Annotated in this window: 25 protein-coding genes and 1 pseudogene; 11 read left to right on the top strand and 15 right to left on the bottom strand. The window is 54.0% G+C overall.

What is annotated here, in order from left to right; translation table 11 throughout:
• Positions 1-84 precede the first annotated feature (84 nt).
• From ACR0KG_RS03635 to ACR0KG_RS03645, 3 genes are read right to left on the bottom strand one after another with little or no spacing between them, the layout of a single operon-like run.
• Positions 85-1209, bottom strand: coding sequence for an ABC transporter permease (locus tag ACR0KG_RS03635; protein ID WP_480826506.1), 1125 nt, complete (start codon positions 1207-1209; stop codon positions 85-87).
• Complete coding sequence (gene rbbA, locus ACR0KG_RS03640; RefSeq protein ID WP_480550112.1) at positions 1210-3906, bottom strand: ribosome-associated ATPase/putative transporter RbbA; 2697 nt, start codon at positions 3904-3906, stop codon at positions 1210-1212.
• Positions 3903-4898 carry an HlyD family secretion protein gene (locus ACR0KG_RS03645; protein WP_480544897.1) on the bottom strand — a complete coding sequence of 332 codons (996 nt, stop codon included), beginning with the start codon at positions 4896-4898 and terminating at the stop codon, positions 3903-3905. The genes rbbA and ACR0KG_RS03645 overlap by 4 nt, the downstream gene beginning before the upstream one ends.
• 241 nt (positions 4899-5139) lie before the next feature.
• Here ACR0KG_RS03645 and ACR0KG_RS03650 point away from each other — a divergent pair, with 241 nt between their 5' ends.
• Complete coding sequence (locus tag ACR0KG_RS03650) at positions 5140-5517, top strand: alcohol dehydrogenase catalytic domain-containing protein (RefSeq protein WP_480545029.1); 378 nt, start codon at positions 5140-5142, stop codon at positions 5515-5517.
• A 192-nt stretch (positions 5518-5709) separates the two neighbouring features.
• Here ACR0KG_RS03650 and ACR0KG_RS03655 read toward each other — a convergent pair whose 3' ends face one another.
• The 6 genes and pseudogenes from ACR0KG_RS03655 to ACR0KG_RS03680 all read right to left on the bottom strand — a co-directional run.
• Positions 5710-6381, bottom strand: a complete 672-nt coding sequence (locus ACR0KG_RS03655; protein WP_480550108.1) for a response regulator transcription factor — start codon at positions 6379-6381, stop codon at positions 5710-5712.
• A gap of 100 nt (positions 6382-6481) precedes the next feature.
• On the bottom strand, positions 6482-8071 hold the full coding sequence (locus tag ACR0KG_RS03660) for a sensor histidine kinase (protein WP_480826507.1): 1590 nt from the start codon (positions 8069-8071) through the stop codon (positions 6482-6484).
• A gap of 1 nt (position 8072) precedes the next feature.
• Entirely contained in the window at positions 8073-9602 is a 1530-nt protein-coding gene (locus ACR0KG_RS03665; protein WP_480826508.1) for an ABC transporter transmembrane domain-containing protein, read from the bottom strand.
• On the bottom strand, positions 9599-10663 hold the full coding sequence (locus tag ACR0KG_RS03670; protein ID WP_480544901.1) for a P-loop NTPase family protein: 1065 nt from the start codon (positions 10661-10663) through the stop codon (positions 9599-9601). Before ACR0KG_RS03670 ends, ACR0KG_RS03665 begins: the two co-directional genes overlap by 4 nt.
• A gap of 205 nt (positions 10664-10868) precedes the next feature.
• Positions 10869-11006, bottom strand: a complete 138-nt coding sequence (locus ACR0KG_RS03675; RefSeq protein ID WP_480827348.1) for a hypothetical protein — start codon at positions 11004-11006, stop codon at positions 10869-10871.
• A 16-nt stretch (positions 11007-11022) separates the two neighbouring features.
• Positions 11023-11340 (bottom strand): annotated as a pseudogene (locus ACR0KG_RS03680) (EF-hand domain-containing protein); the annotation flags it as partial.
• A gap of 947 nt (positions 11341-12287) precedes the next feature.
• On the opposite strand from ACR0KG_RS03680, the gene ACR0KG_RS03685 reads away from it, so the two are divergent.
• The 7 genes from ACR0KG_RS03685 (at position 12288) to ACR0KG_RS03715 (ending at position 18974) form a co-directional block, all read left to right on the top strand.
• Entirely contained in the window at positions 12288-12641 is a 354-nt protein-coding gene (locus ACR0KG_RS03685) for a roadblock/LC7 domain-containing protein (RefSeq protein WP_170516119.1), read from the top strand.
• A gap of 111 nt (positions 12642-12752) precedes the next feature.
• Positions 12753-13430: a response regulator gene (locus ACR0KG_RS03690; RefSeq protein ID WP_480550098.1), complete on the top strand. Its 678-nt coding sequence runs from the start codon at positions 12753-12755 to the stop codon at positions 13428-13430.
• Positions 13417-14787, top strand: a complete 1371-nt coding sequence (locus ACR0KG_RS03695) for a sensor histidine kinase (RefSeq protein WP_480550096.1) — start codon at positions 13417-13419, stop codon at positions 14785-14787. Before ACR0KG_RS03690 ends, ACR0KG_RS03695 begins: the two co-directional genes overlap by 14 nt.
• A gap of 237 nt (positions 14788-15024) precedes the next feature.
• Complete coding sequence (locus ACR0KG_RS03700) at positions 15025-15204, top strand: hypothetical protein (protein ID WP_480544906.1); 180 nt, start codon at positions 15025-15027, stop codon at positions 15202-15204.
• Between the two features lie 551 nt (positions 15205-15755).
• Complete coding sequence (locus tag ACR0KG_RS03705) at positions 15756-17120, top strand: sensor histidine kinase (RefSeq protein ID WP_480826509.1); 1365 nt, start codon at positions 15756-15758, stop codon at positions 17118-17120.
• A gap of 157 nt (positions 17121-17277) precedes the next feature.
• Positions 17278-18033 carry a LysR substrate-binding domain-containing protein gene (locus tag ACR0KG_RS03710; protein WP_480826510.1) on the top strand — a complete coding sequence of 252 codons (756 nt, stop codon included), beginning with the start codon at positions 17278-17280 and terminating at the stop codon, positions 18031-18033.
• Positions 18030-18974, top strand: a complete 945-nt coding sequence (locus ACR0KG_RS03715) for a M20/M25/M40 family metallo-hydrolase (RefSeq protein ID WP_480826512.1) — start codon at positions 18030-18032, stop codon at positions 18972-18974. The genes ACR0KG_RS03710 and ACR0KG_RS03715 overlap by 4 nt, the downstream gene beginning before the upstream one ends.
• Before the next feature lie 554 nt (positions 18975-19528).
• Here ACR0KG_RS03715 and rplT read toward each other — a convergent pair.
• From rplT to pyk, 5 genes are all read right to left on the bottom strand, one after another.
• On the bottom strand, positions 19529-19894 hold the full coding sequence (gene rplT, locus ACR0KG_RS03720; protein WP_152457001.1) for a 50S ribosomal protein L20: 366 nt from the start codon (positions 19892-19894) through the stop codon (positions 19529-19531).
• Between the two features lie 14 nt (positions 19895-19908).
• Positions 19909-20109, bottom strand: coding sequence for a 50S ribosomal protein L35 (gene rpmI, locus ACR0KG_RS03725; RefSeq protein WP_010443552.1), 201 nt, complete (start codon positions 20107-20109; stop codon positions 19909-19911).
• A 184-nt stretch (positions 20110-20293) separates the two neighbouring features.
• Positions 20294-21844, bottom strand: a complete 1551-nt coding sequence (locus ACR0KG_RS03730) for an alanine/glycine:cation symporter family protein (protein ID WP_480544910.1) — start codon at positions 21842-21844, stop codon at positions 20294-20296.
• Between the two features lie 12 nt (positions 21845-21856).
• Complete coding sequence (locus ACR0KG_RS03735) at positions 21857-22294, bottom strand: universal stress protein (RefSeq protein ID WP_170531537.1); 438 nt, start codon at positions 22292-22294, stop codon at positions 21857-21859.
• A 239-nt stretch (positions 22295-22533) separates the two neighbouring features.
• Complete coding sequence (gene pyk, locus ACR0KG_RS03740; protein ID WP_480826513.1) at positions 22534-23979, bottom strand: pyruvate kinase; 1446 nt, start codon at positions 23977-23979, stop codon at positions 22534-22536.
• Between the two features lie 127 nt (positions 23980-24106).
• On the opposite strand from pyk, the gene ACR0KG_RS03745 reads away from it, so the two are divergent.
• The 3 genes from ACR0KG_RS03745 (at position 24107) to ACR0KG_RS03755 (ending at position 25533) form a co-directional block, all read left to right on the top strand.
• Entirely contained in the window at positions 24107-24844 is a 738-nt protein-coding gene (locus ACR0KG_RS03745; RefSeq protein ID WP_480826514.1) for an N-formylglutamate amidohydrolase, read from the top strand.
• Between the two features lie 58 nt (positions 24845-24902).
• Positions 24903-25142, top strand: coding sequence for a DUF6868 family protein (locus ACR0KG_RS03750; protein WP_480826515.1), 240 nt, complete (start codon positions 24903-24905; stop codon positions 25140-25142).
• 76 nt (positions 25143-25218) lie between these two features.
• The gene (locus ACR0KG_RS03755) at positions 25219-25533 is read left to right on the top strand and encodes a DUF1244 domain-containing protein (protein ID WP_480826516.1); all 315 of its coding nucleotides are present in this window, start codon (positions 25219-25221) and stop codon (positions 25531-25533) included.
• Between the two features lie 42 nt (positions 25534-25575).
• On the opposite strand, the gene ACR0KG_RS03760 is transcribed toward ACR0KG_RS03755, so the two are convergent.
• Entirely contained in the window at positions 25576-26436 is an 861-nt protein-coding gene (locus ACR0KG_RS03760; RefSeq protein WP_480826517.1) for a D-amino-acid transaminase, read from the bottom strand.
• Positions 26437-26440: the final 4 nt, after the last annotated feature.

Raw genomic sequence — 26440 nt, forward strand, 5'->3', positions numbered from 1 at the left:
ACATTAACCGAGATCAAATTCGCGCGGTATTTGCCCACTGTCGTTCCCAATATACCTGAAGACGGCGTACGCGAATGGTTCACATCAGCTCATCTGAGCGACCGACCTTCGGAACATAAACAGGCTTGTCATTAACAGTGCCAAACCCAAAACAGTCATCCAAACGAATTCCGGCCAGACCGTTTCAACGCCAGCACCTTTGAAAACGATTGCTTGGCTGGCTGACATATAGTGGCGCGACGGCAGAAACAACGTTCCGGCTTGCAGCCAAGCTGGTTGCCCTTCGACAGGTGTTTCCCCTCCGGATAGCATAAGCATTGGCAGGACAATCAGCATGACCAGAAGCGCAAACTGCGCCATCGAGCGCGCGATCGTAGCCAGAAAGACCCCAAGTGCGGTAGCGGTAAACAGAAACAGGGCTGTTCCAATCAGGAACAAGGATTTTGAACCGACAATGGTGATATCCAGCGAGCCCTGCATGACAAATGTCAGCGACAACCCTGCTGCGACCAGCACAACCGCCGCATTGGACCAGATTTTCGCCATCGCGATGTCAAGCGGGGTTAGGGGCATGGCCAGCAGATGCTCAATTGTTCCGTGCTCTCTCTCCCGGATCATGGCGGCACCCGTCAGGATGGTCGTGAGCCACATGATCTGACCGATCAGCGCAACGATGCCTGCAAAACGCACTGTATCTCTGTTTTGGTTGAAGGCGCTTCTCAGAACGACATTGACTAAGGGGGGATCCACAAGATCGACCCCGATTGCAAAGCGATGGATCTCGGCGCTCAGAATATTGGTGATGTAGTTGGCGCCGATACCTGCCTGCTCCATGGCCGTGGCGTCTATCAGAACCTGAATCTCTGGCGTGCGCCTGGCACGCAGGTCTTTTTCGAACCCCGGCGGAATGGCGACAATAAAGATAAACCGCCCGGCATCCATATGCGTTGGGCCAGTCCCCGGTTCAATTTGCACGACCGGTTGAAACTCCGGCGGGAAAAACGCCGTGGCAAGGGTGCGCGACAAGGGAGAGTTATCCTCATCTGCAAATGCGATCGAGGCGTTGTTCACCGAGCTTGCAACGCCTGTTGCCTCCATGATCGGAGCCAGCGTGAACGACCAGACCAGCAAGGCCATCATCACCCAATCGCGGCGCAGGCTCATCATTTCCTTCAGCCCCAGCCAGAATATGCAATAGAGGCGTTGCATTCACTTCTCCTGCGCGCGGAGGCAAAGGGCGGCGATTAGTGTGAGCACCGGCCCGAAACAGGCAAGCGCCAAAATGTCCGGTGCAAGAGCTTCCCAACCCAAGCCCTTGGTGAACGCACCGACGTTCAAGTGAAGAAAGTAAGAAGACGGCCAGAGCGAGCCGATGAACTGCGCGCCCCCTTCCAAAGTCGAAACGGGTTGCAACAAGCCCGAGAACTGGATGGTCGGCACAACCGAAGCGATGGCCGTCGCAAATGTCGCCGCCACCTGGCTGGATGTCATTGTAGCAATCAGCAATCCGTAGGACGTCGTAGCCCAGACATATAAAAACGCACCAACAGCCAGCGCAATTGGGTCGCCTTTGAGCGGAACACCGAAGACGAAAATGGTCATCGCTGCCAGCAACAGGAAGTTAGCGAACGCAATTACAATGTAGGGGATTTGCTTACCGATCAGGAATTCGAGCCGAGTCGTCGGCGTTACGTAGAAGTTCACCACAGATCCCAGTTCACGCTCACGCGCGACGCTGACCGCCGTCAAGACGGCTGGCAACATGATAAGCAGAATCGCCGGCATGGCCGGGGCCATTGCTGCAATGCTCTCAAAACTCTGATTGTAGCGAAATCGTGGTTCTATCCGGGCAATTTCGAAGTCACGTTGCCCGGTGTTACGGGCGTATTCATCCAGAAAGGTCTGATGCAGCCCCGCGACATATCCTTCAACCGTCTCGCCTTTGAACGGAATGGCACCATCGACTGTCGCGAGGACCTGTGTCGGCTCTCCTGTGCGCAGCTTACGGCCAAAGTCCGGCGGCAACTCTATGACCAGCGAAACGTCTCCGGCTTTTAGCCGATTGCGCCCTTCCACAGCGCCGTTCAACGGGGGCGTGGGTTTGAAGTAGGATGACCCCGCTAACTCAGTCGCATAAGCCCGGCTTTCAGGACCCTGAGAAAGGTCCAGAACTGCAAAATCCAGCTCTTCAATGTCTAGCGTAATGCCAAAGCAGAAAACTAACATCAAAATGGCAGACCCAAGAAACGCAAAGGCAAGGCGAACAGGATCGCGCGCCACTTCGACGGCCTCGCGTCTTGTATAAACCAGTGCACGCCCGACACTCCCGCCCACATGTTCGGAACTGGTCGCTACATCAACTTTCGGCGCTGCAACTGGCGCTGGTTTTTCCGCCGCCTCTAGAATTGAGATGAAGGCCTCCTCAAGGCTGTCTGCACCTTCGGCGGCGATCAGTTCGGCTGGTGCGCCTTCGGCCAAGACCTCGCCTGCGTGCATGAACGAAACCCGGTCACATCGTTCTGCCTCTGCCATGAAGTGGGTGGAGACAAAGATCGTTACAGCGTCTTTTCGCGACAATTCAACGAGCAATGCCCAAAACGTATCTCGTGCCTCGGGGTCCACCCCGGAGGTTGGCTCATCCAAAATCAGCACACGCGGGCGATGGATGATTGCAACAGCCAGAGATAGGCGCTGTTTGATCCCAAGGGGCAAAGAGGTCGCCAAGGTATCACGATGTGCGGCCAGTCCGAAGCGTTCAGTCAACTCCGAAATGCGCGCATCACGGTCCGGGATTGCAAAAATGCGACCATGCAACTGCAGATTCTGGTGTACCGACAATTCGCCGTACAGCGAGAAAGCCTGGCTCATATACCCAATCTCGCGGCGCACCTTTCGATCCCGGGCGTCAACGGGTTTGCCGAACAGCGATGCCTCACCTGAGCTGGCCGGCAGCAACCCGGTCAGCATCTTCATCGTCGTGGATTTGCCGCAGCCGTTTGATCCCAGAAATCCAAAAATCTCTCCGCGATTGATTGAAAAGTCGACGTTGTTCACGGCGGTGAAATCGCCAAAGCGCCGTGTCAGCCCGCGAGCAGTGATCACCGGATCCGTTTCGATCTGTCGAACGGTTGTCTGGTCTGGCTCTGAACCAGACGCCCCATCGGCCCGCAGGCGTCGGTATGCGGTTTCGAAATCCTTGTCGTTGCGCTTCAATTCGGCGGGTTTGCCCTGAAAGATGACGCGACCTGCGTCCATGGCAATGATCCGGTCAAAGCCTTCGGCCTCCTCCATATAGGCCGTTGAAACCAGGACAGAGAGCTTAGGGTTTTCCGCTCGGATCGCGCTAATCAATGCCCAGAACTGTTGGCGTGACAACGGATCGACCCCGGTTGTTGGTTCGTCCAGAACCAGGAGCTTGGGGTCATGAATCAATGCACAGCATAGGCCCAGCTTCTGTTTCATCCCGCCAGAGAGTTTGCCCATCAAGCGATCCTCAAAAGGCGCAAGCCCCGTCGCCGATAGCAACGCGGCGATCCGTACATCACGTTCATTGTGCCCCTGGCCGAACAGGCCCGAGAAGAATTCCAAGTTTTCGCGTACCGACAGTTCTGAATAGAGGTTCCGACCCAAACCTTGCGGCATGAATGCGATCGCGGGACATATACGTCGACGATGAGCAGGTTCATCTATTGCACCGCCTAGAACGTTGATTGACCCGGATTGCAGTTTCTTTGCACCAGTGATCAACCCAAGCAATGTGGACTTACCTACCCCGTCCGGTCCAATGAAGCCGACAAGCTGTCCGGTCGGTAGTTCCAAGGATACAGAATTCAGCGCGATGTGTTTGCGATACCTGTGCGTCACACCGGCGATGCGGAACTCTGACGCGGCGACTGTAGCATTCATTCGAACAGCTCTTGCGGGATGCGCTGTTCAAGCACCTCGGGCCAAGCGCTGGCAGGGTCGATCCGGACAACGGCAATCCCACGCAGGCCCGTTTTTACATGTTCGATCCGGCTTTCAACCAGGTCCTGAGGGATACGGACGCGGACGCGAAAGACCAATTGCTCGCGTTCATCAAGGGTTTCGACCTGTTTGGGCGTGAACTGTGCCTCAGGAGAGACGAAGCTGACATATGCGGGCGTGGCGTATTCGGGTAAAGCGTCAAGCACGATGCGAGCATCGGCGCCGATAGGCAACAGTCCGGCTTCGCGCGCTGGAAGAAATATTTCCATATACACATTCTCGAGACTGAGAAGGGTCAGGATCGGCTCGCCCGAACCGACGACTTCGCCGGGTTCTGCTAATCGATAAAGTACACGCCCCGGCATTGGTGCCAGCAAGGAACTGTCTTCAATCTGCGCCTCAATCCGGCGAACTTCGGCCTCGGCAGCGGCGATCCGGCTTTCTGCGGTTGCAACGCGTGCCTTGGCGGCACCCAAAACTGCGGTGGCAACTTGATGGATGGTTTCGCGTTCTTCAAAAACGGTTTCAGAGATGTTTTGCCCCGTTAGGAGTGCTTTTGCGCGTTCGAGTTCTTGGGCGGCACGGCGATGCTCACTTTGCCGTTGCAAAACCAGCGCCTCTGCTTCTGCCCGCGTTTGAAGCGCAAGGGCCACCTCTGCCTTGGCCCGATCCAGCGCAGCGGATAGCTCATCTATATCCATCTCTGCCAGGACATCACCGATGGCAACCATAGCGCCTTCAGCCACGAGGACATTCTCGACACGACCAGCAATAGTGGGTGCAATCTCTACCTGCTCTGCTTCAATCCGCCCATTTCCTTGAACGAATCCAACCGGCAATTGGTCACCGCTATTTGAGACAATGGAATACAGCAGCGCACCTGCGATCACGAGCGCAGCCAGTGCCAGATAAACGAATGAGTACTTCTTCATGATTCGGCGCGATGTTATTGGGTTCGACGGTGAGTCTATTGGGCGACCGGGCCGAGGGCCTTGCGTTGGATCAAGCCACGCTCTCATTGCCGCGTGCTACAATAACCTTAGTCCGAGAGGCGGTTTCACGTCAGCGCTTATGTGGATTTGTATTAGCCTGGTTTCTAAGTAATTCTAAACATGGGGACTCTCGAATGTGATCGAACGGTCCATTACAAGGAACAGTATCATGACACTTGCAATGGTTTTAAGGGGTCATAGTTGCTCACTTCATCCTGAAGACATTGATATCCCGCCTTCAGGCAAACATGAAATTTTGATCAAGATTGAAGCCTGTGGTGTCTGTCGGACTGATCTGCACGTGGTGGATGGGGACCTGAAACCCCCTAAACTTCCGTTGGTTCCAGGGCATGAAGTTGTCGGACGTATCCTGGAAAAAGGTGGTTCTGTTACCGGTTTAGAGACCGGACAGCGAGTCGGCGTACCTTGGCTTGGATCCACGTGTGGACAGTGTCGGTACTGCCAAAATGAACAGGAAACGCTGCCTCTGGCACTGATGCCTGCACAGAGTACTCACAGCAGCCGTTGGAGCAGACAAGAGAGTTTTGAGCAGCACTAACGAAAGTAGTCTGACTCGCCACTTTTTGCGCCTTTTTTTAGCGAGGTGGCGATGAGTCCAATCGCAGGAGGGCGATGCCTTAACTCGTCTGATTGCCGGGAATGTCAGTTCTGAACAAAAAAGTGACCATCTTCTGGCTGCGGATCTTGTCGAGGCCAACTAAACTTACAGTCAAAGCTCTCGGTGTGCTATTCAACTCATCCTATACCCAACATTTCTGAGGGTGACGATCCGCTGACCCTCCAGTCCAATTTTGCGCCGTAGGCGGCCAACGTAAACGTCGACGACGTTGGTTAATGGATCTTCGTTCATGCCCCATACGGAATTGAGGATACGCTCTCGGGACAGAACCCGACCCGTATTGGTCAAAAAAAGCAGAAGAAGATCGCGTTCTTTTTTAGATAACTGAACCTCCTCACCAGCCACGGTCACGTGGAGGGAGCGTCTGTCAAAGCTCAGGGTTCCGCATTTGATGACGGTGCCTCCGAGATCGCTGGCATAGCTATTGGCGCGCCGGTGCAACGCCTCAACGCGAGCGATGAGCTCGTCAAAATCAAAGGGTTTCGGAAGATAGTCGTCAGCGCCGATTTTCAATCCTTCGACCCGTTCTTCGGGGCTGTCCAATGCGGTCAGCATAAGGATGGGGATTTTGGATTTACGGGCGCGCAACTTGCGGCAGACATCCTGCCCTTGAATTCCCGGCAGCATCAGATCCAAAAGGATGACATCGTATTCGCCTGTGGTCGCGTGCTCAAGCGCATCTTCGCCACTTGAGGCGTGATCGACGGTCCATCCTTCTGCGGACAAACCGCGACGGATGAAGTCGGCAACGCGAATCTCGTCTTCAACAAGTAGTATATTCATGCCATGCCTCAACTCACTAGCCGTATCAATCCATCACAATGCCGAAGGGATTATGGCTTCCTCAGCTCTGAAGACAGAAATTCAGAAAAACAAAAGAACATCAGCCCGTCTCTCGCCACGTATCGGCTTGTACAACTTTCATCCTGGGGCCTTTGGGAAGTGTTAAGACGATTTTTAAGCCACCCTCGGGACGGTCCTGAAGATCAACGGTTCCGCCATGGGCCTCGACAATTGATTTGACGACGGGAAGACCAAGACCGCTGCCCTCGATCCCTTGGCCCGAGGCGTTCGACCCCCGATAGAAGCGGTTGAATGCCTGGGACTTTTCTGCGGCGCTTAAACCGGGCCCGTTGTCTTCGATCGTAAATGTGCAAGAAGCGAGGCCTTCATCCAGCTTGGCTTCTATCGTTGGTCCGCCATAGCGCCGTGCGTTCTGCAGCAATGCGAGAAGCGATTGGCGCAGGCGGACTTCGTCAACGGATGCGAGAACTTTGTCGTTGGGTGTTTCGACTTGGACCGGCTCAGGGAACATGGCGACTGCATCGTGCAATATCTTTCGCAGGTCGATCTTCCGGCGATCAAGGCGCAGCTGACCCGCCTCGAACCGGGCCACGGTCAGCATATCGTCTACGATCTGATTGGTGTGCTTGGCAGAATCCCGGATACGGGCGAGGGAATCTGAGACTTCTTCGGACAGCTCATCAGATGTCCTTAATGTGACATCGGCCTCTCCAAGTATGATAGCCAGCGGCGTGCGCAATTCGTGGCTGATATCGGCCATCAACTGTTTGCGGTTCTCTTCCCCAGTTTCAAGTTTGTCGATGAGCTGTTGAAGCTCGGATGTTCTTGCCGCAACGGTTTGTTCAAGTTGTTTTTTTTGTTCCGCGCGGTTGGCTTCACGTGCGGCCAAACCTTCGGCCATGCTATTCAGAACAGTACCGAGTTCCCTGAACTCGCGACACCCACCAAGCCTCACAGGCTTAGAGTAATCGGCCCTACGCAGGTGGCCAATGCCTTCGGCAAGCCGGATCAAAGGCTTTCTGATTTGGCGATTGAAAGACACGAGGACCACCAGAAGCACTCCGATTGCGGCCGCTACAATCATGTAGACCAATCGTTTGTTCCATTCCCGGAAGGCTGCGGCCTCAGCCAGAACGTCTTCGACTTCCTCGACTTCTTCGTCGAGCGCGGATTTGATTTTTTGATCAAGTTCGTCATCGATATCCCCATCCAGAAGGGCTGCCAGGCGTTCGATGCGGACAAAAGTTTCAATCGGGCTACCTTCTGCCGTAAGACTGGCGATGGCTGCGTTCACGGATTCAATATCATCTTCAATCTGATCGAGCAGATCCAGTTCTTCGATTTCCTCGTCACCAACCATCTGGATTTCGCGCGCGATGACATTTCGAATGTCTTCGAGAGTTTGTGCGATTTTGACTTGCAGCTCTGCTTCGCGAGCGCCGTCATCCCGATCGCCGATCAGGAGCGCGTCGCCATGTTGTTTGAACAGGCGATAAAGGTCTGCCTCGAGCCGGAGATGGAGATGGAGTCCATAAGACTCTTGGGCCAGCAATATCCGAGCATCCCACCAGCGGGTTTTTTCCAGACTGTAGAGGGTCAGCCCCGCAAGCCCGCCCAGAAACCCGACAAGAACAGCAGCGTATATTCCAAACAGGGTGGAGGAGCGCATATCAAATGACCCTTGAGTTCTCATGCATATTAGAAGGGGCGGAGGCATCGGCCAATATGATCGTTGCCGAGGAAAGCTTTTGAAAAGTTGCGAGCAGCTCATCCTTGTGATGTCGGCAGGCCATCCATCTGATCGAGGCGATCACAACAACTTCCGCCTTGCCCAGAACAGCGCGCGCAAGATCCAGCCGCAAAGTCTGATCAGAGGTCAACCCGTGGCCGTTTTCCGCAATCCGCTGATCGAGACCTTCGGGGGCCATAAGCAAGTCGGAAAGGCCAAGCTCCTGTATCACTTTCGCGATCCTGCTGTTGCTGGGCCGCTTCTGGCACATCAAGGTTGCGGATCGGCGCAGACTGCCCTGAAGCCCGATATGGGCGTCTCCAACAAAGGCAATCTTCGGTAGAATTTGCTGCTCACCATATCGCACTTCGATGCCCTCACAAGTGTCAAATCCAGCGATACATCGCGCGAGCTTGTTGGCACTTGGCCCCGCCAACTCTGAGATCTTGTTCGATCTGGCAGCAAATGTGACAGGCCTTTCGTCAATCTTCCCAGTAACCTCAATGACCTTGGCATTGGTCTGTTTTGCAAAACCTCGCTTGACCGTCGGTTCCGAAAGAAGCCGTTGCGCTTTCTCGCGCGCGACACGCCAAGCGCAGTAATAATCCCATGCGCTGGCGAGGTTCTGCAACGGCAGAGCGATCAGCGCCATCACCGCAAGACCGGCCGCAACGATCGCAGGGGCATTGTCTGTTTGGCTGGCTTGCCAAAGCATGCAGAGACTCGCGAAAGCCACACCCGATTGCAGAATCGCCTGAAGGCTGACCACTCGACCGCGGCGCGCCAGCGCGTCATTGCGCAGTGACGCACCTTGCTTGTCTAGCTTTTGCAATTCGCGGTCAGTCCGACCCATCAGATCGAGTTCGGGGGCAATCGCAATCCGTTCGATCATGGAGATCGCGATGTTGGCCCGGCGCCGGCGCAGCCTTCGGTGTCTATGCTCAAGATGCCAGGCCATCGCCGCTGCCAGCAGAAGTGAGAAAACAAGCGCTGCCAGACCACTGACCGCAATCGCCGGATCAAGACTATAAAGAATGAATGCAGCGCCCGGGATCACAACTGCTGCAGAGCAGACGCAAGGTAAACCGCGCCCAAACCACAGCCGGGCTGCTGACAAATCACCAACAAACCTGAGAGATAGCGCACCAACCCGGCGTTTCTCATGGCGCGACTTGGGAAGTTGCGCGATTTGCTGATACAACGCACGCCGCAAGCAGATCGCATAGCTTTGGCCGAGCGCTTCCGCGCGATATCGAGAAAGAAACAAACACGCGGCGCCGATCACGCCAGAGACGGCCAATTGCAATATGGTCTCGATGGCAAGCACATGTCCCGCGTGAATCGCCCCAAACGCGTCCCGCGTTGCGAAAGCAGCATAGGCCAGCGCGATCGCCTGAAAGACGCTGCTTGATACCACGAGGACCGCATCAATGATGCGGTCCCGAGTGGCCAGTCTGGGGAGGGGGGTCATGCGGCCACGTTCTCTGGTTCATGCCGCATCAGGGGTGCAACATGCTTGGCGATCATTGCAGGCGACCACAGGTCTTCACGCGAAAGGATCGGGCACCCGGTAGCTTCAAGCGCTTCGGCCGATGCGAGGGGTGAGCAACTTACTTTCCCGGAAATCGCAAATGGACTTAAGCCAACCCGTTTCAGCACGGTGACGCCACCTAATGCGCTAAGCGCGTCTGGCGCTGCAAACAGTATGCCGTCCAAACGGTCCCGGATGCGCGATGATCGCAGAATTGCGCGCGTTTCCTGCTGGAAAACACCGTCCGCGATTTCAACGACCACCACCTCAGACCCTCGCGATGCAGCTGTGGCAACCAGAGTGTCGAAACCAATTTCGATCTTGTCCAGAGGCATCCGATAGGTTGTCGCCATTCCGACATCCGTAAAATCAAGTGCGGGCGCGCCTGCGTCCTCAAAACTGTTGAAATCACCAAATGCCCCGGTACCTGTGGCTTTGACACCCGACGCTGAGTAACCCGAGCGCATCAAGCCATGGCCCAGGCTTGATGCAGCGGTTGTCTTGCCGGAATTCATCGATGCCCCAAAAACGCCGATAACAGTTACTTGGTCATTCGCTGGCAATTGGGGCAGAGCGTAGTCCGCGATATTGATCACCCGGTTTTGGGCGTTGGTAAGAAGGCCTAGGGGTTTCAACCGCGTGGGGTCCTCCATGCGGGTATGTGCGGCATCCACCCGACCAACAACACCGCCACCTGCGACCAGATCTATGTGATCATCGTCGACAACAGCACTCGCAAGGAACTGGTCCGGCGCATATCGATCGCCCAGGCATAGAACTACAAAGTCACCCGGATAGCTGGTTGAGACCCGCCGCTCGGCCAACTGTATTTTCTTATGGTGCCCGATCTCGACGATCTCGCAAAGGATCAGATCACCTGGTTTAGCACTGTTCATCTGTGTGCTGAAGCCGTGGACATCCGACCGATCAACGCGGCGAGTCGTGAATGCCCATTTTGCGATTTCGCAGGCATTGAGGGGGATTGGGGGAAACTGTTTCATGCTTTGCTCCGTGGCTGACGTGTCCATGGTTTCACTTTGTCAGCACCGTGTGAGAAAGGTTGCAAAGGCGTATGAAGGGACCTTATGCGATTGAATGAACAGCAGATGAAAGCATTGTTCGGGCGGCAGTTTTGTGCGCAAACTTAGCTTAGTGGTAGCTTCACCCAGGATTGAACCCGTATTGAGAGAGATGGGTGGGGTGAATTTAACGTTTGGCAATGGCTCGTCGATGATCAATCGTCATCGCCTCCATCATCCCCATCGTTGTCATCGCCGTTATCATCTCCTTCGTCGTCATCACGGTCGTCGTCTCGCTCTCCTCCGCGTCCGTTTCGATCATCATTCTTGTCGTCCGAGCTTTGCCGCAGTTCTCTGATTGAAATCCGGTTGTCACCATCTCGGTCGATATCCTCAATCAACCTGCGTGCGCCTGCTTCCCCGAATGCAGCGACGAGTTCATTGAAACTGAGAACGCCATCGGAATTTGTATCGACAGAGCGAAAACTTGCTGTCTGTGCAGAGGCCTTCGCCGATAAACCAATGCCGATTATCAGGATAAGGGCAAAAACGAACGAGCAGTATATATGGTTGAATGTCCTTTTTCTGCACGTCGCCGCCTCGCGTCGATCTAACAACAAAGATATCCTTTTAACCGACGAGTGTTCCTTGAGAGCCAAGTTTTTCTATCTCAGTAGAACAAGTTAGCGTGCTCGGATGAAACGCTGATATTCTTCTGATGAACGTCAGATGAATTTTGGCGACGCTATGTAGTGCCTTGCAGGCATTCGGCGTGGAGTCCACGCCATCGCGTAATTTGTCAGGAAGCCTAACGACTTTCTTCAATAGACCAACAGCTTGCTTGCTCTCACCCTTAGGGGGCCTACCAAGTTGTTTCAACGTTGAGCCACAGTCGGCGTCTGAATACTCGCAAGGCCGGTTGATGAACCATTTGCGCTGAAGCTTCTATTTTCCGTCAACGTAAAAATCAATTCTTACAAATGTTTAAGCTTTCTGAAAGGTTGGTTAAAACTCTGGATACTCTACGGACCACTTAGTCGTTTGGTAACGAGGCGAAGGTCTGATGCTGAGTTCTGTTCTACCTGTTTTGGCTGGCGTTCTTTTCGAACTCGGACATTTGTGGCCCGCATTCCTTATGGGTCCGGAAAGTGTATTGGCTCTTTCAACCAACACTGCCCAATACATGGCCCCAGCCTGCGTTATCGCGTTGAGTTTTTTGCACAGAGGCCAGAACAGCTCCCGAGACCCAAGTGCAACAATTTTGAAAGTCACATCAGAACCCAAGTGTCTTCCCCATCAAAGAAAAAGAGATCTCCCTTGTTTGGATGAAAGATTGGTTGATCAGGTGTTTCTTCACGCCCAAGCAGTTCGAAACAACAGTCACCCAGTTCGACGTTCTACTTCCACGATCACAACGAGAATTGGATTGTAAATGTCGAGACCCAAAGATGAGGCCACCTCAGTGCTGGCCAGATTTAACGAGAGATTTGGCCTGGTTCAAAGGCACGTAATCACCATTCCACCCGCAAACAACGGAGCCGGCCCAGACAATAAAGCGTCTGGTGTGGTTCAGACCAACAATTCCAAGGCCAAAAAGGAGCCAAACATGTCGTTGGACATTTCCAAACTAAGTGAAATCAAAGGTCTTCTGGGGGCGTGCCTCGTCGACAGTGATACTGGCCTTACTCTGGGTACAGAGGGCGGTTCCAAGTTTGATCTTGATACCGCAGGGGCAGCAAATGTTGAAGTCGTCCGTGCCAAACTTCAGGCAATTGAAGCTTTGAAGCTTAACGATACTATCGAAGACATTCTGATCACGCTTGGCAAACAGTTTCACCTGGTTCGTCCACTGGACAAAAACCCAAACATTTTTGTGTACGTCGCGCTAGACAAGAAGACCGCCAATCTGGGTCTCGCCCGACTACAAGTAAAAGCTGTCGAAGAAACGCTCAGCCTCTAGTCTGTAACGAAATGCCAAATGGACTTAGCCATCCCGTTATGGCGGAGTTCAGTTAACCCCGCATTGGTAACTGCGATAAACGGATCCAACGATAGAGTCGGAGGTCTTAAAATGAAAATACTCGTCGCAGAAGACGACAAAAAGACCGCCGATTTTGTCAACTCCGGGCTGAGAGCGAACGGCTTCAGTGTGGAGTGGTATGATGATGGCCGAGATGCTCTTTCGTATTGTTTGTACAACGAATGTGACGCCATAGTCTTAGACCGTATGTTGCCTGGAATGGATGGTCTATCTGTTCTCAAGGCGCTGAGGGCAGCGAAGAAACAGACTCCAGTTTTGTTCCTCACATCAATAGGCGACGTTCAGGACAGAGTTGAGGGTTTGACCGAAGGGGCGGATGATTACCTGGTTAAGCCTTTTCATTTTTCAGAACTTCTGGCGCGCCTAAACAGCATTATCAGACGACAGCCGACCAGCATTGCCTCAACTGAGCTTCACGTCCACGATCTAACGATGAATCTGCTTAGCAGAGTGGTTAAAAGGCAAGACGTTACAATAGAGTTGTTACCTCGTGAATTTGCGCTGTTGGAAGTTTTGATGCGGAATGCCGGTCGGATCGTGACACGCAACATGCTTTTGGAGCAAGTCTGGGACTACAACTTTGATCCAAATTCGACCGTGATCGAGACGTATATAAGTCGCTTGAGGTCGAAGATCGACAAACCCTTCGAGACGCCACTTTTGCACACGTCTCGAAACGTTGGATACAGCCTTCATGGGCCGCTTTAGCATTCTCTCAGGTGCCCCGTTCCGATCAGCTTGTTTCGCGGCATTGATAGTCTGGATCATAACTGCTGTGTTTGGCTATGCTGCCTACTTAGCGCTTGCAGACAGGCTTCGCAGTGATCTCCAGCAACAAATCCTCGACGAAGAGCTCCTGCTTCATGAGATCTTACAGGACGGCGGCTCGGACGCAGTTCAGCGAGCAATTGAACATTTGAATAGTCCCAATCGAACTGGGCTTCACGTCGTCGCGCTGTTTAACCAGAACGGTTCAGCACTTGCTGGATCAATTGCGAAAACACCCGAAACGATAGGTTGGCACGAAGTCGATCCAGATTTTTTGAAAATCGGTGGGACCGCCCCTGTCTATCTTCTCCATGTATCAGAGTATCTTGGGTATCGCACAGTGGTCGCCCGTAGCCTGACAACACTTAATCAGGCTTTGAAAACCCTTTGGGGAGGGTTGTTGCTGCTGACGCTTTCGATAACTGCCGCTGTCCTGGGTCTTGGCTACTACTTCAGTGCTCAAAACATCCGAAAACTCCAATGGATTGAGCGAAACCTCGACCAAGTCTTTCAAGAAGATGTCAATTTTCGTCTTCCCGTGTCAGATACAAGCGACCTATGCGATCGAATTTACCATATGATCAACCGACGTCTCGATTGGATTTCGAGCTCACCCAACTGTTCTCAAACCGCTGCAGTCACAATTGCCCGCGATTTGAGGGGCCCACTAACGAACGGGTTCATGGCGCTACAAAAGGTGTATAGCGAAGTTGAATATGGTGGCGACCCGCGTCCAGGCCTTGGTGATTTAGAGAAAAACCTTAGGCGCATCAGAACTGTCTTCGACACAGTACTCAAAGTATCTCAGATCGAGGCAGGCGGCCATGAAGTAAGCTTCCAAACCGTCAATTTAAGTGCGCTCGTTGAGAGTGTGGCAGAGGCGTTTCATCCGGTTGCGGCAGAAGCAGGTAAACACATCACCGCAGACTACAACGCCGACACGATTTTGATACGAGGCGATGAAAACATGCTTAAACGGCTGCTCGTCAATCTTGTGAATAACTCACTCCGGTTTTGCCCTTCTGGGTGTTGGATCAGGATTTCCCTTACGGCCACGACTGAAGCGATACAGCTGGTTGTTGAAGACAATGGACCGGGGGTTCCAGACCCACAAATCAACAAGATTTTTGACGCGTTTTTCCGAGCTGACCACCCAAAAAACGACGCCGGAAATGGACTTGGCCTATCGCTTGTTAAGGCCATCGCGATGCAGCACGGCGCACTTATCACCGCAGAAAACAACAAACCGGGCCTGCGGGTATGCGTGAGCTTCGGGAAGCCTCCGATTGCGGCCTGAACACAAGCGGAAGATTTGTGCAGCTCAGAATTCTAACCATCACCAGGACCACTCAGGCCTGAAAGCTCAACCTCTTTGATCGGAAACACAATGATAAATAATGCAATATTCCTAATGGCGCTCTTGCCTGCGAGTGCCGCGACGGCGGGCGCGACAGTATTCCAATGCAAGTCAGAAACAAACGGAGAAGTAGTTCAGGTTTTTCAGGATACTGACCTCTCAGAAGCGCGACTAATAGTGCAGGATACAGAAGGCACAGCCTCGGTCGCACACGGTCTGGACGGCGTGACATTCATCCACGTCAAGCCTGACGAAGTCTGGACGTTGGTGCTCCACTTCCCAACCATGACCTATGAGTTGTCCACTCATAGTGCCACACCAATCGAAGATCATGGGCACTGCACAAAGAGTGAATGATCAATGCAAATCACTCGGTGTTCGCAGGGTAGATCGCAAAACCCTTTCAAAAACGTAAGGATGGTGAAAACCCGCTGGAAAGATCACGTTGCAAAAGATGCCGTCAGGTTCGGAACTGAATGCGAATACCCGACTGAGGAAGCACTCGTACCCCTCCTTGAGGGTATTACCGGTACCGTGAAGACACGGACCACTCACTCGTAAGCACGCCTCTCTCAGTCAAAGCACCGCGCCCTTCCTCCCCCTCGGAAGGGCGCGTTGTAAGTTCGCTTAAACTTGGCTTTTTGTTGCTTCCGGAAGCCGGCTGTGAACTGACTGTCAAAAGTGGCTCGCTGTGCGCAATCGAGTGCAGCTTGTATGGACGCCAACGCATCGACTTTACTGAACTTCGTTGGGTCTGCATCGCTAGTGTTGCAACACATTCGGCCAAATTCCCCATTTTTCGACTGAAAATGCAGCTAAAACCCTCAGATCACATACTTGATCCGCCAGAACAGGTTCGTCGCTAGCCGAACCAAATGGTGACGACACAAAAACCGGACTGAAGAAAAATGAAACGCTCAAACATTGTATCTGGAGCAGCTTTTACTACCGCGTTGTATGCAGCGGTGGTCATACTTTTTTCGGTTGCAGCATTGGCATTTTTAACCTTTGAAAAAATTCGTGGCGATTTGCAGCGTGAAATGGACTCGTTGTTAATCGATGAAATGCGTTTCATTCAGGAAATTCTGGACGACAACGACAACGATTCCGACGTTGTACAAGCGATTGATGACGCGACACTCTGGTTGCCGTTTGACACGAGTTTGATTGGCCTGTTCAACAAACAGGGGAAGCGTCTGGCAGGAAACATCGACGAATACCCATCCTTTCGCGGCTGGGGAGAAATTGAGGATGATGGCATTAACTTGGGGGGTGAAAAACGTAGCCATCGGGTAAATGTGCAATCCTACCGTGGCTTTGTAATCGTGGTTGGTCGCGATCTTGCGTTTGTCAAAAGCACACTTCGATCGTTGGCTTGGTCGTTGATAGTAATCGGGCTTGTGGCAACGCTGTGTACTCTGTTGGTGGGCTACATCACCAGCATAAGAACTTATCGCAAGCTCGATCAAATGGCGAAGACGCTCAACAAAGTCTCAAGAGGGGAAGTCAAAGCGAGACTCCCTGTCGGCAAGAATAACGATCAGATAGATCGAGTTGCACAGCTGATGAACGGTCATCTCGAGAACCTAACATCCTTGATGTCCACGACGCGATCAGCCGCCGCTGCCATTGCACACGATTTGAAAAACCCGCTCACCCATGCATACATCGCACTTCAGAAGGCGAAGGATTCACTGCAATCGGACGGTCAATCTGTCGAAGCTATAGATCAAATTCAATCTGAACTTGATCGTCTTAAATGGACATTTGAAACAGTTTTGCGGATCAATCGCATCGAAGAAGGCAACAGTTCCAAGGCGTTCAGCTATCTGGATTTGAATAGACTAGGTAGAGAAGCTGTTGAGAACATGATCCCACTGGCGGAAGTGAAAGGACAAAGCCTTAGATTTGCGGAGAACCAAGCAGGGCGCACGCTTATCGAAGGCGATGAGGGTATGCTGAAACAGCTCTGTGCAAACCTCTTGCAGAACTCTATTGATCATTGTCCGGAACATTCCAGAATTCTCCTAACTGTAGAACAAGAAGAAAGCACCATTACGCTTTCGGTTGTTGACGATGGCCCTGGCGTCCCCGAGAACACACTTGGTAAGCTTTTTGTTCCCTTCTATAAACTGGAAAGTGAACGGAACAGTGTTGGGAATGGTTTGGGTTTGGCGCTGGTGAAAGCGATCGCAGACCACCATTCATCGCTCTTAACGGCCACAAACAATTCACCTGGGTTGACTGTTTCAATTCAATTCGAAGTTGCGTAAGGGCACCTAATAGGTGAGTGAACCTATCTTGGTGTTTACGAAACTTGGAACCGAAGTAGGTAGTCGAACAACCAAAGCCGGGAGAGACTGTCTCGAAACAGCGACCATTCAAGGTGCCGACAGGGCGGGGAGGATCAAGCACGCTCAGGGCCTTTCTTTGACCCAAGGCGGACAAAGAGTCTTCGAACAAGCGCGCCAGGTCCTAAATGGCGCACGGGAAATCACGAGCATTGCCGCCGAAATCTCTGGCACTGCGCGCGGCCCTCTGGCGGTGGGCTGCTTGCTCACCTTCGCGCAACTGGTCCTGCCACGGATGCGGCGCGGGTTTGAAACCGTTTATCCGGATGTCAGGGTTATCCAACGAGAACTGAACCAGGCAGAGATCTTGAATGCGTTGCAACGTTCTGAGATCGACATTGCGCTCACCTATGACATGGACATCCCGACGGACCTCAACTTCATCGGGCTTGTGCGTCTTTATCCCTTTGCATTGCTGCATTCTGGGCACGAGCTGGCTCAGCGAACATCTGTGTCGATGGCTGATCTGGCAGACTTGCCGATGGTTCTGCTCGACTTGCCGATCAGCACCGACTATTTTTTGTCTTTGTTCACAGCCTCTTCCTTGCAGCCCCGGATCGTAGAACGGACGCGCGACATGGCCGTGATGCGGTCAATGGTGGGCAACGCCTTTGGCTATTCAATTGCCAATGTGCGGCCGCAAAGCGATGTTTCGCCGGATGGCAGCCCTCTGGTCTGCGTTCCGATTTCAGGGCCCGTCCGGTCATTGCGCATGGGCCTTTTGACCACACATGGCGCGGACAAATCCCGCACCGTGCGGGCGTTTATCGACTACGCTCAGAATCAGGCCAGTTCTGGCGCCTTCGAAGGCATAGGAGGGGAGGCGCTAACGTGACGCTTTCACTGGAGGTGCTGGAGCGATTGATTGCGTTTGAAACGGTGAGTGATCGCTCAAATCTCGCCATGATTGCCTTTGTTGAGGACTTTCTGCGTTCTCGCGGGTTCCGCGTGCAGCGCATTGCAGACGCGAACGAGCCGAAGGCGGGTATTTTTTCCGAAATTGGTCCGTCAGTTGAAGGGGGGCTACTACTTTCTGCGCATTCTGACGTTGTGCCGGTCGATGGTCAGGTTTGGAGCGCTCCCCCTTTCAAACTGACACGGCAGGGTGGTCGGCTGTTCGGGCGTGGAACGACTGATATGAAAGGCTTTTTGGCGGAAATGTTGGCTTTTGCTGATACCGTGCAACACCACGACCTTCGAGCGTCTTTGAAGCTCTTGATTTCCTATGACGAAGAAATCGGATGTGTCGGGATTTCGCGTATGAAAGGCCAATTGCTTCCGCTACTGGGACGTCCGAAATTGGCCATCGTGGGCGAGCCGACCGAGATGCAGGTGGCGATTGGCCACAAGGGGAAGCGCGCATACCGAACCGACATTCGTGGTGAGGCCGGCCACTCTGCGCTGGCACCCCATTTTGTCAACGCACTTTATGTGGCTGTTGGTTTTGTCGAAAAGATACGCCAGATGCAGCAAACGGTTCGACAAACCGGAAGCCGTGACGACGCTTATGATGTGCCCTACACCACCTTTCATGTGGGGCAGCTCTTAGGCGGTGCAGCTCTAAATTTGGTGCCCGACAAAGCAACACTTTTGTTTGAGTTCAGACATTTGGCAGAGGATGACCCGGATAGCTTCGAGGCACAGCTACAGCAAGCAGCCAACGCGGTTATAGCGAGCTTTCCACCAGCCGCTCAAATCACACTTGAGAGGTTGGCAGGATATCCCGGGCTGTCGATCGCAGGCTCTGTGCCGGTGGTCTCACTGGTACAATCCTAGTGTGGTGGCGGCACAACCCACGTTGCCTTTGGAACCGAGGCGGGGATTTTATCCGAACTTGGGGTGGAGACGGTTGTTTGCGGGCCAGGGTCCATGGCTGAACAGGGTCACAAGCCCGATGAGTTCATTTCCATGCAACAGTTGGTTGCCTGTTCACTCATGCTGAAAAAAGGAGCAAATGAGATTTTATACAACCGCTAGATCAGTTCAGCGTCCGGTCACATGCAATTGTTTTGGCACCCCAAACCTCGGGCGCAACGCTCGTCGCGTATCAGCACATTTGATGCATCAACGTTTTGGCAGAGACTAACCATAGCTGCGAGAGCGATGGCTGAGAGGCATAGCTTCGGGCACTGACCGTGTTGTGTCTCTACCCTCCGGTGATCTGTCTGCTTGCCGAACCAGATCACGCATCGCCGCCAGGCAGTGCGTTGCACAGCGCGGACTCAGTGCATCATGAGCTTAAGACCTGTGTCTTGCGACCTTTCTCTGAGGACAGAAAAAAGGCCGCCCCAAATGGGACGGCCATTCTTTCACTGTCTCTGTTCAGAGGGTCAGGCGGTCAGAGCAGCCTGAGCTTTGGCGACGATCGCGCCGAACGCTTCCGGTTCGTGCACGGCCAGGTCGGCCAGAACTTTGCGGTCCACTTCGATACCGGCCAGGTTCAGGCCGTTGATGAAGCGGGAATATGTCAGAGCCTCGTCATGCGAACGGACGGCAGCGTTGATACGCTGGATCCACAGCGCGCGGAAGTTGCGCTTGCGGTTCTTACGGTCACGGGTTGCATACTGGTTGGCCTTGTCGACGGCCTGACGGGCAACTTTGAAGGTGCTCTTGCGGCGGCCATAGTAACCTTTGGCGGCCTTGATGACCTTCTTGTGACGGGCGTGAGTTACGGTTCCACCTTTAACGCGGGACATCTCTTAATCTCCTCTTAGCGGTCGTAGGGCATGTAGCCCTTGACGATCTTTGCGTCGGGGGCGGACAGGGTGGTGTTACCACGGGCGTCGCGGATGAACTTTTTGGTCCGCTTGATCATGCCGTGCCGTTTGCCGGCCTGGCCAGCAAGGACCTTACCGGTCGCAGTCACCTTAAAGCGCTTTTTGGCGCTCGACTTGGTCTTCATCTTAGGCATTTCCGTCTCCTTCACTCGGGTTCGGTTTCAAACGCGACTCGGCATGCCATCTCGGCCGGTCACGCAACAGATGCGCCGTTTACGCAAGTTCTGTCATGCTGGCAAGGGGGTTTTGACCAGAATCCGCGGATTCCGACGGCGGTCAGAGGCACCGGGGCGACGTAGGCCGCCCCGGTGAGATTGCTTAGTGCTCGAACTTGCGGATCTCACCGCTTTGCAGCCGTGAAGCGTAGGAGGCCAGCTCCTGCCGCACCACTTTCATCAGGAAGTAGAGCGCAAAGACGTTCACAACCGCCATCGCAAAGATCGCCGCATCCGAGAAGTCGATGACCGGGCCAAGGTTGGCCGCCGCACCGATGACAACGAAGATGCAGAAGATGATCTTGAACACCAGTTCCTTGGTGTGGCCTTCGCCGAACAGATAGGTCCAGGCCTTGAGGCCGTAGTAGGACCAACTGATCATGGTCGAGAACGCAAACAGCACCACCGCAATCGCCAGGATGAACGGGAACCAGCTGAAGGCGCTGCCAAAGGCTGCCGAGGTCAGGCTGACGCCGGTATTGCCATCAACGGTTGCAATCGCGCTGCCTGCTTCGTTCAGCAAGTAGTTTCCGGTTTCTGGATCAATGAGCAGCTGCTGGGTGATGATGATCACCAAAGCGGTCATGGTGCAGATGACAACCGTATCGATGAATGGCTCCAGTAGAGACACAAAGCCCTCGGTGATCGGCTCCTTGGTCCGAACAGCCGAGTGGGCAATCGCAGCAGAGCCAACGCCGGCTTCGTTCGAGAACGCCGCACGTTTGAAGCCCTGAATCAGCGCACCAACCATGCCGCCTGCAACACCAAGCCCGGTGAAGGCACCTGTAAAGATCTGACCAAAGGCCCAGCCAATCATGTCGGCGTTCATGATGATGATCACCAAAGCAGCGGCGACATACATGACCCCCATGAAGGGCACGACTTTCTCGGTCACGCGCGCGATCGACTTCAGACCGCCCACGATAACGAGGAACACCACCACAGCGAACACAATGCCTGTGATCCAGCCGGGATAGTCGCCGACGATGCCTGCGATCTGCTGGTGAGCCTGATTGGCCTGGAACATGTTCCCGCCACCAAGCGCGCCCAGAATACAGAAGATCGAGAACAGAATCGCCAGAATTTTGCCACCTGGCAGGCCAAGTTCGTCGAACCCTTTGGACATATAGTACATCGGGCCACCGGAAACCGTACCGTCTTCGTACTCATTTCTGTATTTCACGCCCAGCGTACATTCGGTGAATTTTGAGGCCATACCCAAAAGACCGGCGAGAATCATCCAAAAGGTTGCGCCCGGTCCACCGATGCCAATGGCAACTGCCACACCGGCGATGTTCCCAAGGCCGACTGTACCGGACAGAGCTGTTGCCAAGGCCTGAAAGTGGCTGACCTCACCCGCGTCATTGGGATCCGAATAATCACCCTTCACCAGCCGGATCGCATGACCGAAGAAGCGAAATTGCACGAAGGCAAAATACAGCGAGAAAACCGATGCCGCGACGACCAGCCAACCTACGATCCAGGGAAAGCTGGTTCCCGGGAATGGCGCGAAGATTGTATTTACGAATGGACCTGTTAATTCGGCAAAGGCCTGATTGATCCGATCATCTAATCCTGGTGCCTCTTGCGCCAGAGCAGCGCTTGCCGTGAACAAGGATGCGACAAGCAGAGTAAGTAGTTTCAAAGTTTTCATTGTTCTGCCCCCTCAATTCACAACTGTGACAGGCACGTCGGCATGCATCACCAGATTCTGCGTCGAGCTGCCAAAGATGCGCTTTTTGATACCGTCGGCCGAGGATCGGCCAACGACAATCTGCGAGCCGTTGTTTTCAACCGTGATCGCATTCAGCGTTTCTGCCACGTCTCCGTGACGCACCACGCCTTGAGCTGTGAAGCCCGCTGCCTTGAGGCCGTCCACCGCAGGGGTGACGATGCGCGTTGTCGCCAGTTCAAGCTCCTCTTCGCGCCGTTTGTGACGTTGGGCGTTTTCTTCTGGGGTCTGGAATGTGTAAGGCGACCATTCGATGACATAGGCCACCAGAAGCTCGCAGCTACCCATCCCTTTGGCCAATTCCTTGGCGAAGGTGAGCGCGCGTTCTCCGGTCTCTGTCCCATCCAGTCCGATGACAATTTTGTTTGTCATTTCGTTCCTCCATTTATGGTTGTTATCCGGGGCCCGTGCCCCCGGTGGGCGACCGGAACCTGGAACATGTTGAGTGATCGCCCTAGGGCCTTTATCGGGAATTTCCACCGGAAAATGAAATACAATCTGCAAGATTCGCCCTAAACGGACAAAATTCGCTTAGAAATCAGGAGATTCTTGGTAAAATGGCCCGCTCTGCAACGCAAAGCGGGCCGTTTTGAAGCAACTGAAGTGCCCCGTTATTCTGGATCAGTGCTGTAGATAAGGCGTTCGTCGCAGGGTGCCACGCGCAAGATATTGGTGGTGCCAGGCACGTTGAAAGGCACGCCTGCGGTAACCACGATCTGATCGGTCTCTGAGGCAAATCCACCGGCGCGGGCCGCGCGGGCTGCATTGACCACTGCGCTTTTGAAACGCTCAAGCTCGGGTGTCATGACGCAATTGCAGCCCCAACTGAGGCACAACCGGCGCGCAGTCCCCATCAGAGAGGTCATGGCAATGATCGGCACACCGGGCCGTTCCCGCGCTGTCAGTGACGCGGTGGTGCCGCTTTGTGTAAAGCAACAGATTGCCTTGATCTCAGTCTTCTCGGCAATTTCACGGGCAGCAGCCACGATCCCATCGGCCACAGTAGTGCCCTTTGCTGTGCGAGAGGCTGCAATGATCTGTGTATAGGTTGGATCAGCCTCAACCTCGATAGCGACCTTGTTCATGGTCTGCACCGCTTCGATTGGGTAGGACCCAGCCGCAGATTCCGCGCTGAGCATGATGGCATCCGTGCCTTCATAGATGGCGGTGGCCACGTCGGACACTTCGGCGCGTGTCGGCATCGGGCTTTCAATCATGCTTTCCAGCATTTGGGTTGCCACGATCACAGGCTTTGCTGCACCACGGCATTTGCGCACCAGACGCTTCTGAATCGGTGGCACCGCAGAAACGGGCAGTTCTACACCCAGATCACCGCGAGCGACCATGATGCCGTCCGAGGCATCCAGAATGTCATCAAAGGCTTCAACCGCAGCAGGTTTTTCGATCTTCGACAGTATCGCGGCGCGGCCATCGGCCAGCGCGCGCGCCTCGAACACGTCCTTGGCCCGCTGTACAAAGCTCAGCGCCAACCAATCGACGCCCAATTGGCAGACAAACTCAAGATCATCCCGATCTTTTGCTGACAAAGCCGCCACGGGCAGCACGACGTCCGGAACGTTCACGCCCTTGCGGTTCGAAATCGTACCGCCGATTTCAACGGTGCAATTCGCGAAGTCCTGACCGCATTCATCGACTATCAGTCGAATCTTACCGTCGTTTACCAGAAGGTGTGCACCAGGCTCCAACGCAGCAAAAATCTCGGGATGCGGTAGGCAAACGCGTGCGCCATCACCTGCAGCAGGGTCAAGATCCAGACGGAAGGATGCCCCTTCAACCAATTCCTCAGCGTCATTGGCAAACACACCAACCCGCAGCTTGGGGCCCTGAAGGTCCGCAAGAATTGCAATCGGGCTGTCCAGGTCCTTTTCCACCTGCCGTATGATCCGGTGCCGTTCACGAATCTCATCATGGCTGCCATGGCTCATGTTCAGGCGGAACACATCTGCCCCGGCCTCGTGCAAAGCGCGGATGGTGTCATAGTCATTGGACGCCGGTCCCAGCGTCGCCACGATTTTTACATTTCTAAGGCGTCGCATTGTTTGTGCTCTCCTCGTCCCTCGGCAGTCACAAAATGTTACCGCAAACAGTTGTTGGGATGCTTATTGCGCAATTCCCTTTTTGACGCAACTGCCCTACACCTGCGGCAAACTTGATGACAGGCTTATGACGTATTCTCCTTACTTTGTGCACGGCGAGGATCGCTCCTCCCGTTGGCTGATCACCTGCGACCACGCAACCAACACCGTCCCGCCAGAGATCAATGGCGGAGATCTGGGCCTTCCACGCGAGGATATGGAGCGTCACATCGCCTATGACGTCGGCGCATATGAGGTGTCAAAACATCTGGGGGAGCATCTGAATGCCCCGGTCATCGCCGCCAATTTTTCGCGGCTGGTAATCGACCCCAACCGGGGCGAGGATGATCCGACCCTTTTGATGAAACTCTATGACGGCTCAATCATCCCCGGCAATCGTCATGCAGACATGGCCGAGCGAGAGCGGCGTTTGAACCAATGCTATCGCCCGTATCACGATGCGCTTGAAAAGCTGGCCAGCAAACCGGATGCCATCATCATTTCGATGCATTCTTTCACCCGACAACTCAGGGGCCGCGAGCCGCGCCCCTGGCATGTCGGCGTTCTGCACACACCGGATGAGAGGTTTTCGCGCCCACTGATCGATAGGCTCGGGGTAGAAGATGATCTCTGCGTTGGTGTAAACGAACCTTACACCGGCGTCCTCCCCGGCGATGCAATTGACAAACATGGGACAGCCCACAATCGGCCAAACGCCCTGATCGAGCTGCGCAATGATCTGATCGCAGACCACACCGGACAACGGGCCTGGGCCGAACGCTTGGCGGTGATCCTGCAGGACGCCTTGGTGGCCAGCGACCTTTGATCCACGTCATTGTGAGACCTCCATTTAGCCCCCATATTCAGGGCAGATGGAGGTGACCATGACACAGGAGTTTCTGACAACTGTCTTTGGCTGGATGGCGCTGCTCAACATCGCGGTTTTGCTGTTCTCGACCCTTGTGATTGTTCTGATGCAGGGCTGGATAGCCGGTATTCATGGCCGGATGTTCCAAATGGAACGCCCAGACGTGCGACGTGCCTATTTTCGGTATCTGGCCAACTACAAGATACTGACGTTGATCTTCTGCATCATCCCGTGGCTGGCCCTGAGGCTGGCATGACACAGAGCTTGTTGAAACAAAGACGCCAGAACGCTAGGTCAGAAAGAAATCGCATCCTATATTCCGGAGCCAGACCATGGACAAGCAAACCGAAATCGAACTTCAGGCCGCGGCTTTCCGTCGGTTGCAAAAGCACCTGATGGAAGACCGGACCGACGTTCAGAATATCGACATGATGAACCTGACAGGGTTCTGTCGCAACTGCCTGTCACGCTGGTATCAGGAAGCTGCGAATGAAAAAGGCATCGAGATGGGCAAGGACGAGGCGCGTCAAGCTTTCTACGGCATGACCATGGATGAGTGGAAGGCCAACTACCAGACCGAGGCTAGCGCGGAAAAACAGGCCGCATTCAATACCGCCTTCGAAGAGAATGTGGGCAAAAAAGACTGAGGCTCATAGGGTAAGACCCGCCGGATTGGCGGGTCTTTTTGATTAGATTGCCGCTTTTCGGCTTTCATCCAGATAAATCTCGCGCAAGCGCTTGGCGATCCGCCCCGGCGTGCCGTCGCCCAGAGTGACGCCGTCGATCTCAACCACTGGCATGACGAAGGCGCTGGCCGAAGTGGTAAAGGCCTCATCCGCCTCTTTGGCTTCATCAATGGTGAACAGGCGTTCTTCAACTTCCATCTGCGCCTCAGCCGCCAATCGCAGAACAGCCTTGCGGGTGATGCCGTGCAGGATGTCATTGGACAAGGGGCGCGTGACGATCTTGCCGTTTTTTACGAAATAGGCGTTGTTGCTGGTGCCCTCGGTCACATAGCCGTCTTCGATCATCCAAGCATCATCACACCCAGCCGCCTTAGCCATCATTTTGCCCATCGAGGGGTACAGCAATTGCGTGGTCTTGATATCACGGCGACCCCAGCGGATGTCATCGATCGAGATGATCTTTGCACCTTTGCGCGAGGCAGGGCTGTCTGCCAGACCCGGCTTGTTTTGCGTGAACAGAACCAGCGTCGGTTTTGTATCCTCGGACGGGAACACAAAATCCCGGTCCCCATCGCTGCCGCGCGAGACTTGCAGGTAAACCAAACCTTCTTCGATACCGTTCAGTTCCACCAGTTTACGATGAATCTCCAGCAGTTCGTCCTTGCTACAGGGCTCGGCCATCTGCAATTCGTCCAGTGACCGTTTCAGGCGCACCGCATGACCTTCGAAGTCGATCAGCTTGCCGTCCAGAACGCTGGTCACCTCGTACACCGCATCAGCCATTAGAAACCCACGATCGAATATCGATACCTTGGCCTCGGTCTCAGGCAAGTAGTCGCCATTCACGTAAACAGTGCGGGTCATGTGT

This window comes from Ruegeria sp. H4, from assembly GCF_056533065.1.

Coding starts and splice junctions, on each gene's coding strand:
- pyk (WP_480826513.1), bottom strand. CDS start 23,979: ATGCGACGCCTTAGAAATGTAAAAATCGTGGCGACGCTGGGACCGGCG.
- rbbA (WP_480550112.1), bottom strand. CDS start 3,906: ATGAATGCTACAGTCGCCGCGTCAGAGTTCCGCATCGCCGGTGTGACG.
- ACR0KG_RS03745 (WP_480826514.1), top strand. CDS start 24,107: ATGACGTATTCTCCTTACTTTGTGCACGGCGAGGATCGCTCCTCCCGT.
- ACR0KG_RS03705 (WP_480826509.1), top strand. CDS start 15,756: ATGAAACGCTCAAACATTGTATCTGGAGCAGCTTTTACTACCGCGTTG.
- ACR0KG_RS03695 (WP_480550096.1), top strand. CDS start 13,417: ATGGGCCGCTTTAGCATTCTCTCAGGTGCCCCGTTCCGATCAGCTTGT.
- ACR0KG_RS03665 (WP_480826508.1), bottom strand. CDS start 9,602: ATGACCCCCCTCCCCAGACTGGCCACTCGGGACCGCATCATTGATGCG.
- ACR0KG_RS03645 (WP_480544897.1), bottom strand. CDS start 4,898: ATGAAGAAGTACTCATTCGTTTATCTGGCACTGGCTGCGCTCGTGATC.
- ACR0KG_RS03670 (WP_480544901.1), bottom strand. CDS start 10,663: ATGAAACAGTTTCCCCCAATCCCCCTCAATGCCTGCGAAATCGCAAAA.
- ACR0KG_RS03755 (WP_480826516.1), top strand. CDS start 25,219: ATGGACAAGCAAACCGAAATCGAACTTCAGGCCGCGGCTTTCCGTCGG.
- rplT (WP_152457001.1), bottom strand. CDS start 19,894: ATGTCCCGCGTTAAAGGTGGAACCGTAACTCACGCCCGTCACAAGAAG.
- ACR0KG_RS03655 (WP_480550108.1), bottom strand. CDS start 6,381: ATGAATATACTACTTGTTGAAGACGAGATTCGCGTTGCCGACTTCATC.
- rpmI (WP_010443552.1), bottom strand. CDS start 20,109: ATGCCTAAGATGAAGACCAAGTCGAGCGCCAAAAAGCGCTTTAAGGTG.
- ACR0KG_RS03635 (WP_480826506.1), bottom strand. CDS start 1,209: ATGCAACGCCTCTATTGCATATTCTGGCTGGGGCTGAAGGAAATGATG.
- ACR0KG_RS03650 (WP_480545029.1), top strand. CDS start 5,140: ATGGTTTTAAGGGGTCATAGTTGCTCACTTCATCCTGAAGACATTGAT.
- ACR0KG_RS03685 (WP_170516119.1), top strand. CDS start 12,288: ATGTCGTTGGACATTTCCAAACTAAGTGAAATCAAAGGTCTTCTGGGG.
- ACR0KG_RS03675 (WP_480827348.1), bottom strand. CDS start 11,006: ATGATGATCGAAACGGACGCGGAGGAGAGCGAGACGACGACCGTGATG.
- ACR0KG_RS03750 (WP_480826515.1), top strand. CDS start 24,903: ATGACACAGGAGTTTCTGACAACTGTCTTTGGCTGGATGGCGCTGCTC.
- ACR0KG_RS03690 (WP_480550098.1), top strand. CDS start 12,753: ATGAAAATACTCGTCGCAGAAGACGACAAAAAGACCGCCGATTTTGTC.
- ACR0KG_RS03735 (WP_170531537.1), bottom strand. CDS start 22,294: ATGACAAACAAAATTGTCATCGGACTGGATGGGACAGAGACCGGAGAA.
- ACR0KG_RS03730 (WP_480544910.1), bottom strand. CDS start 21,844: ATGAAAACTTTGAAACTACTTACTCTGCTTGTCGCATCCTTGTTCACG.
- ACR0KG_RS03760 (WP_480826517.1), bottom strand. CDS start 26,436: ATGACCCGCACTGTTTACGTGAATGGCGACTACTTGCCTGAGACCGAG.
- ACR0KG_RS03660 (WP_480826507.1), bottom strand. CDS start 8,071: ATGCGCTCCTCCACCCTGTTTGGAATATACGCTGCTGTTCTTGTCGGG.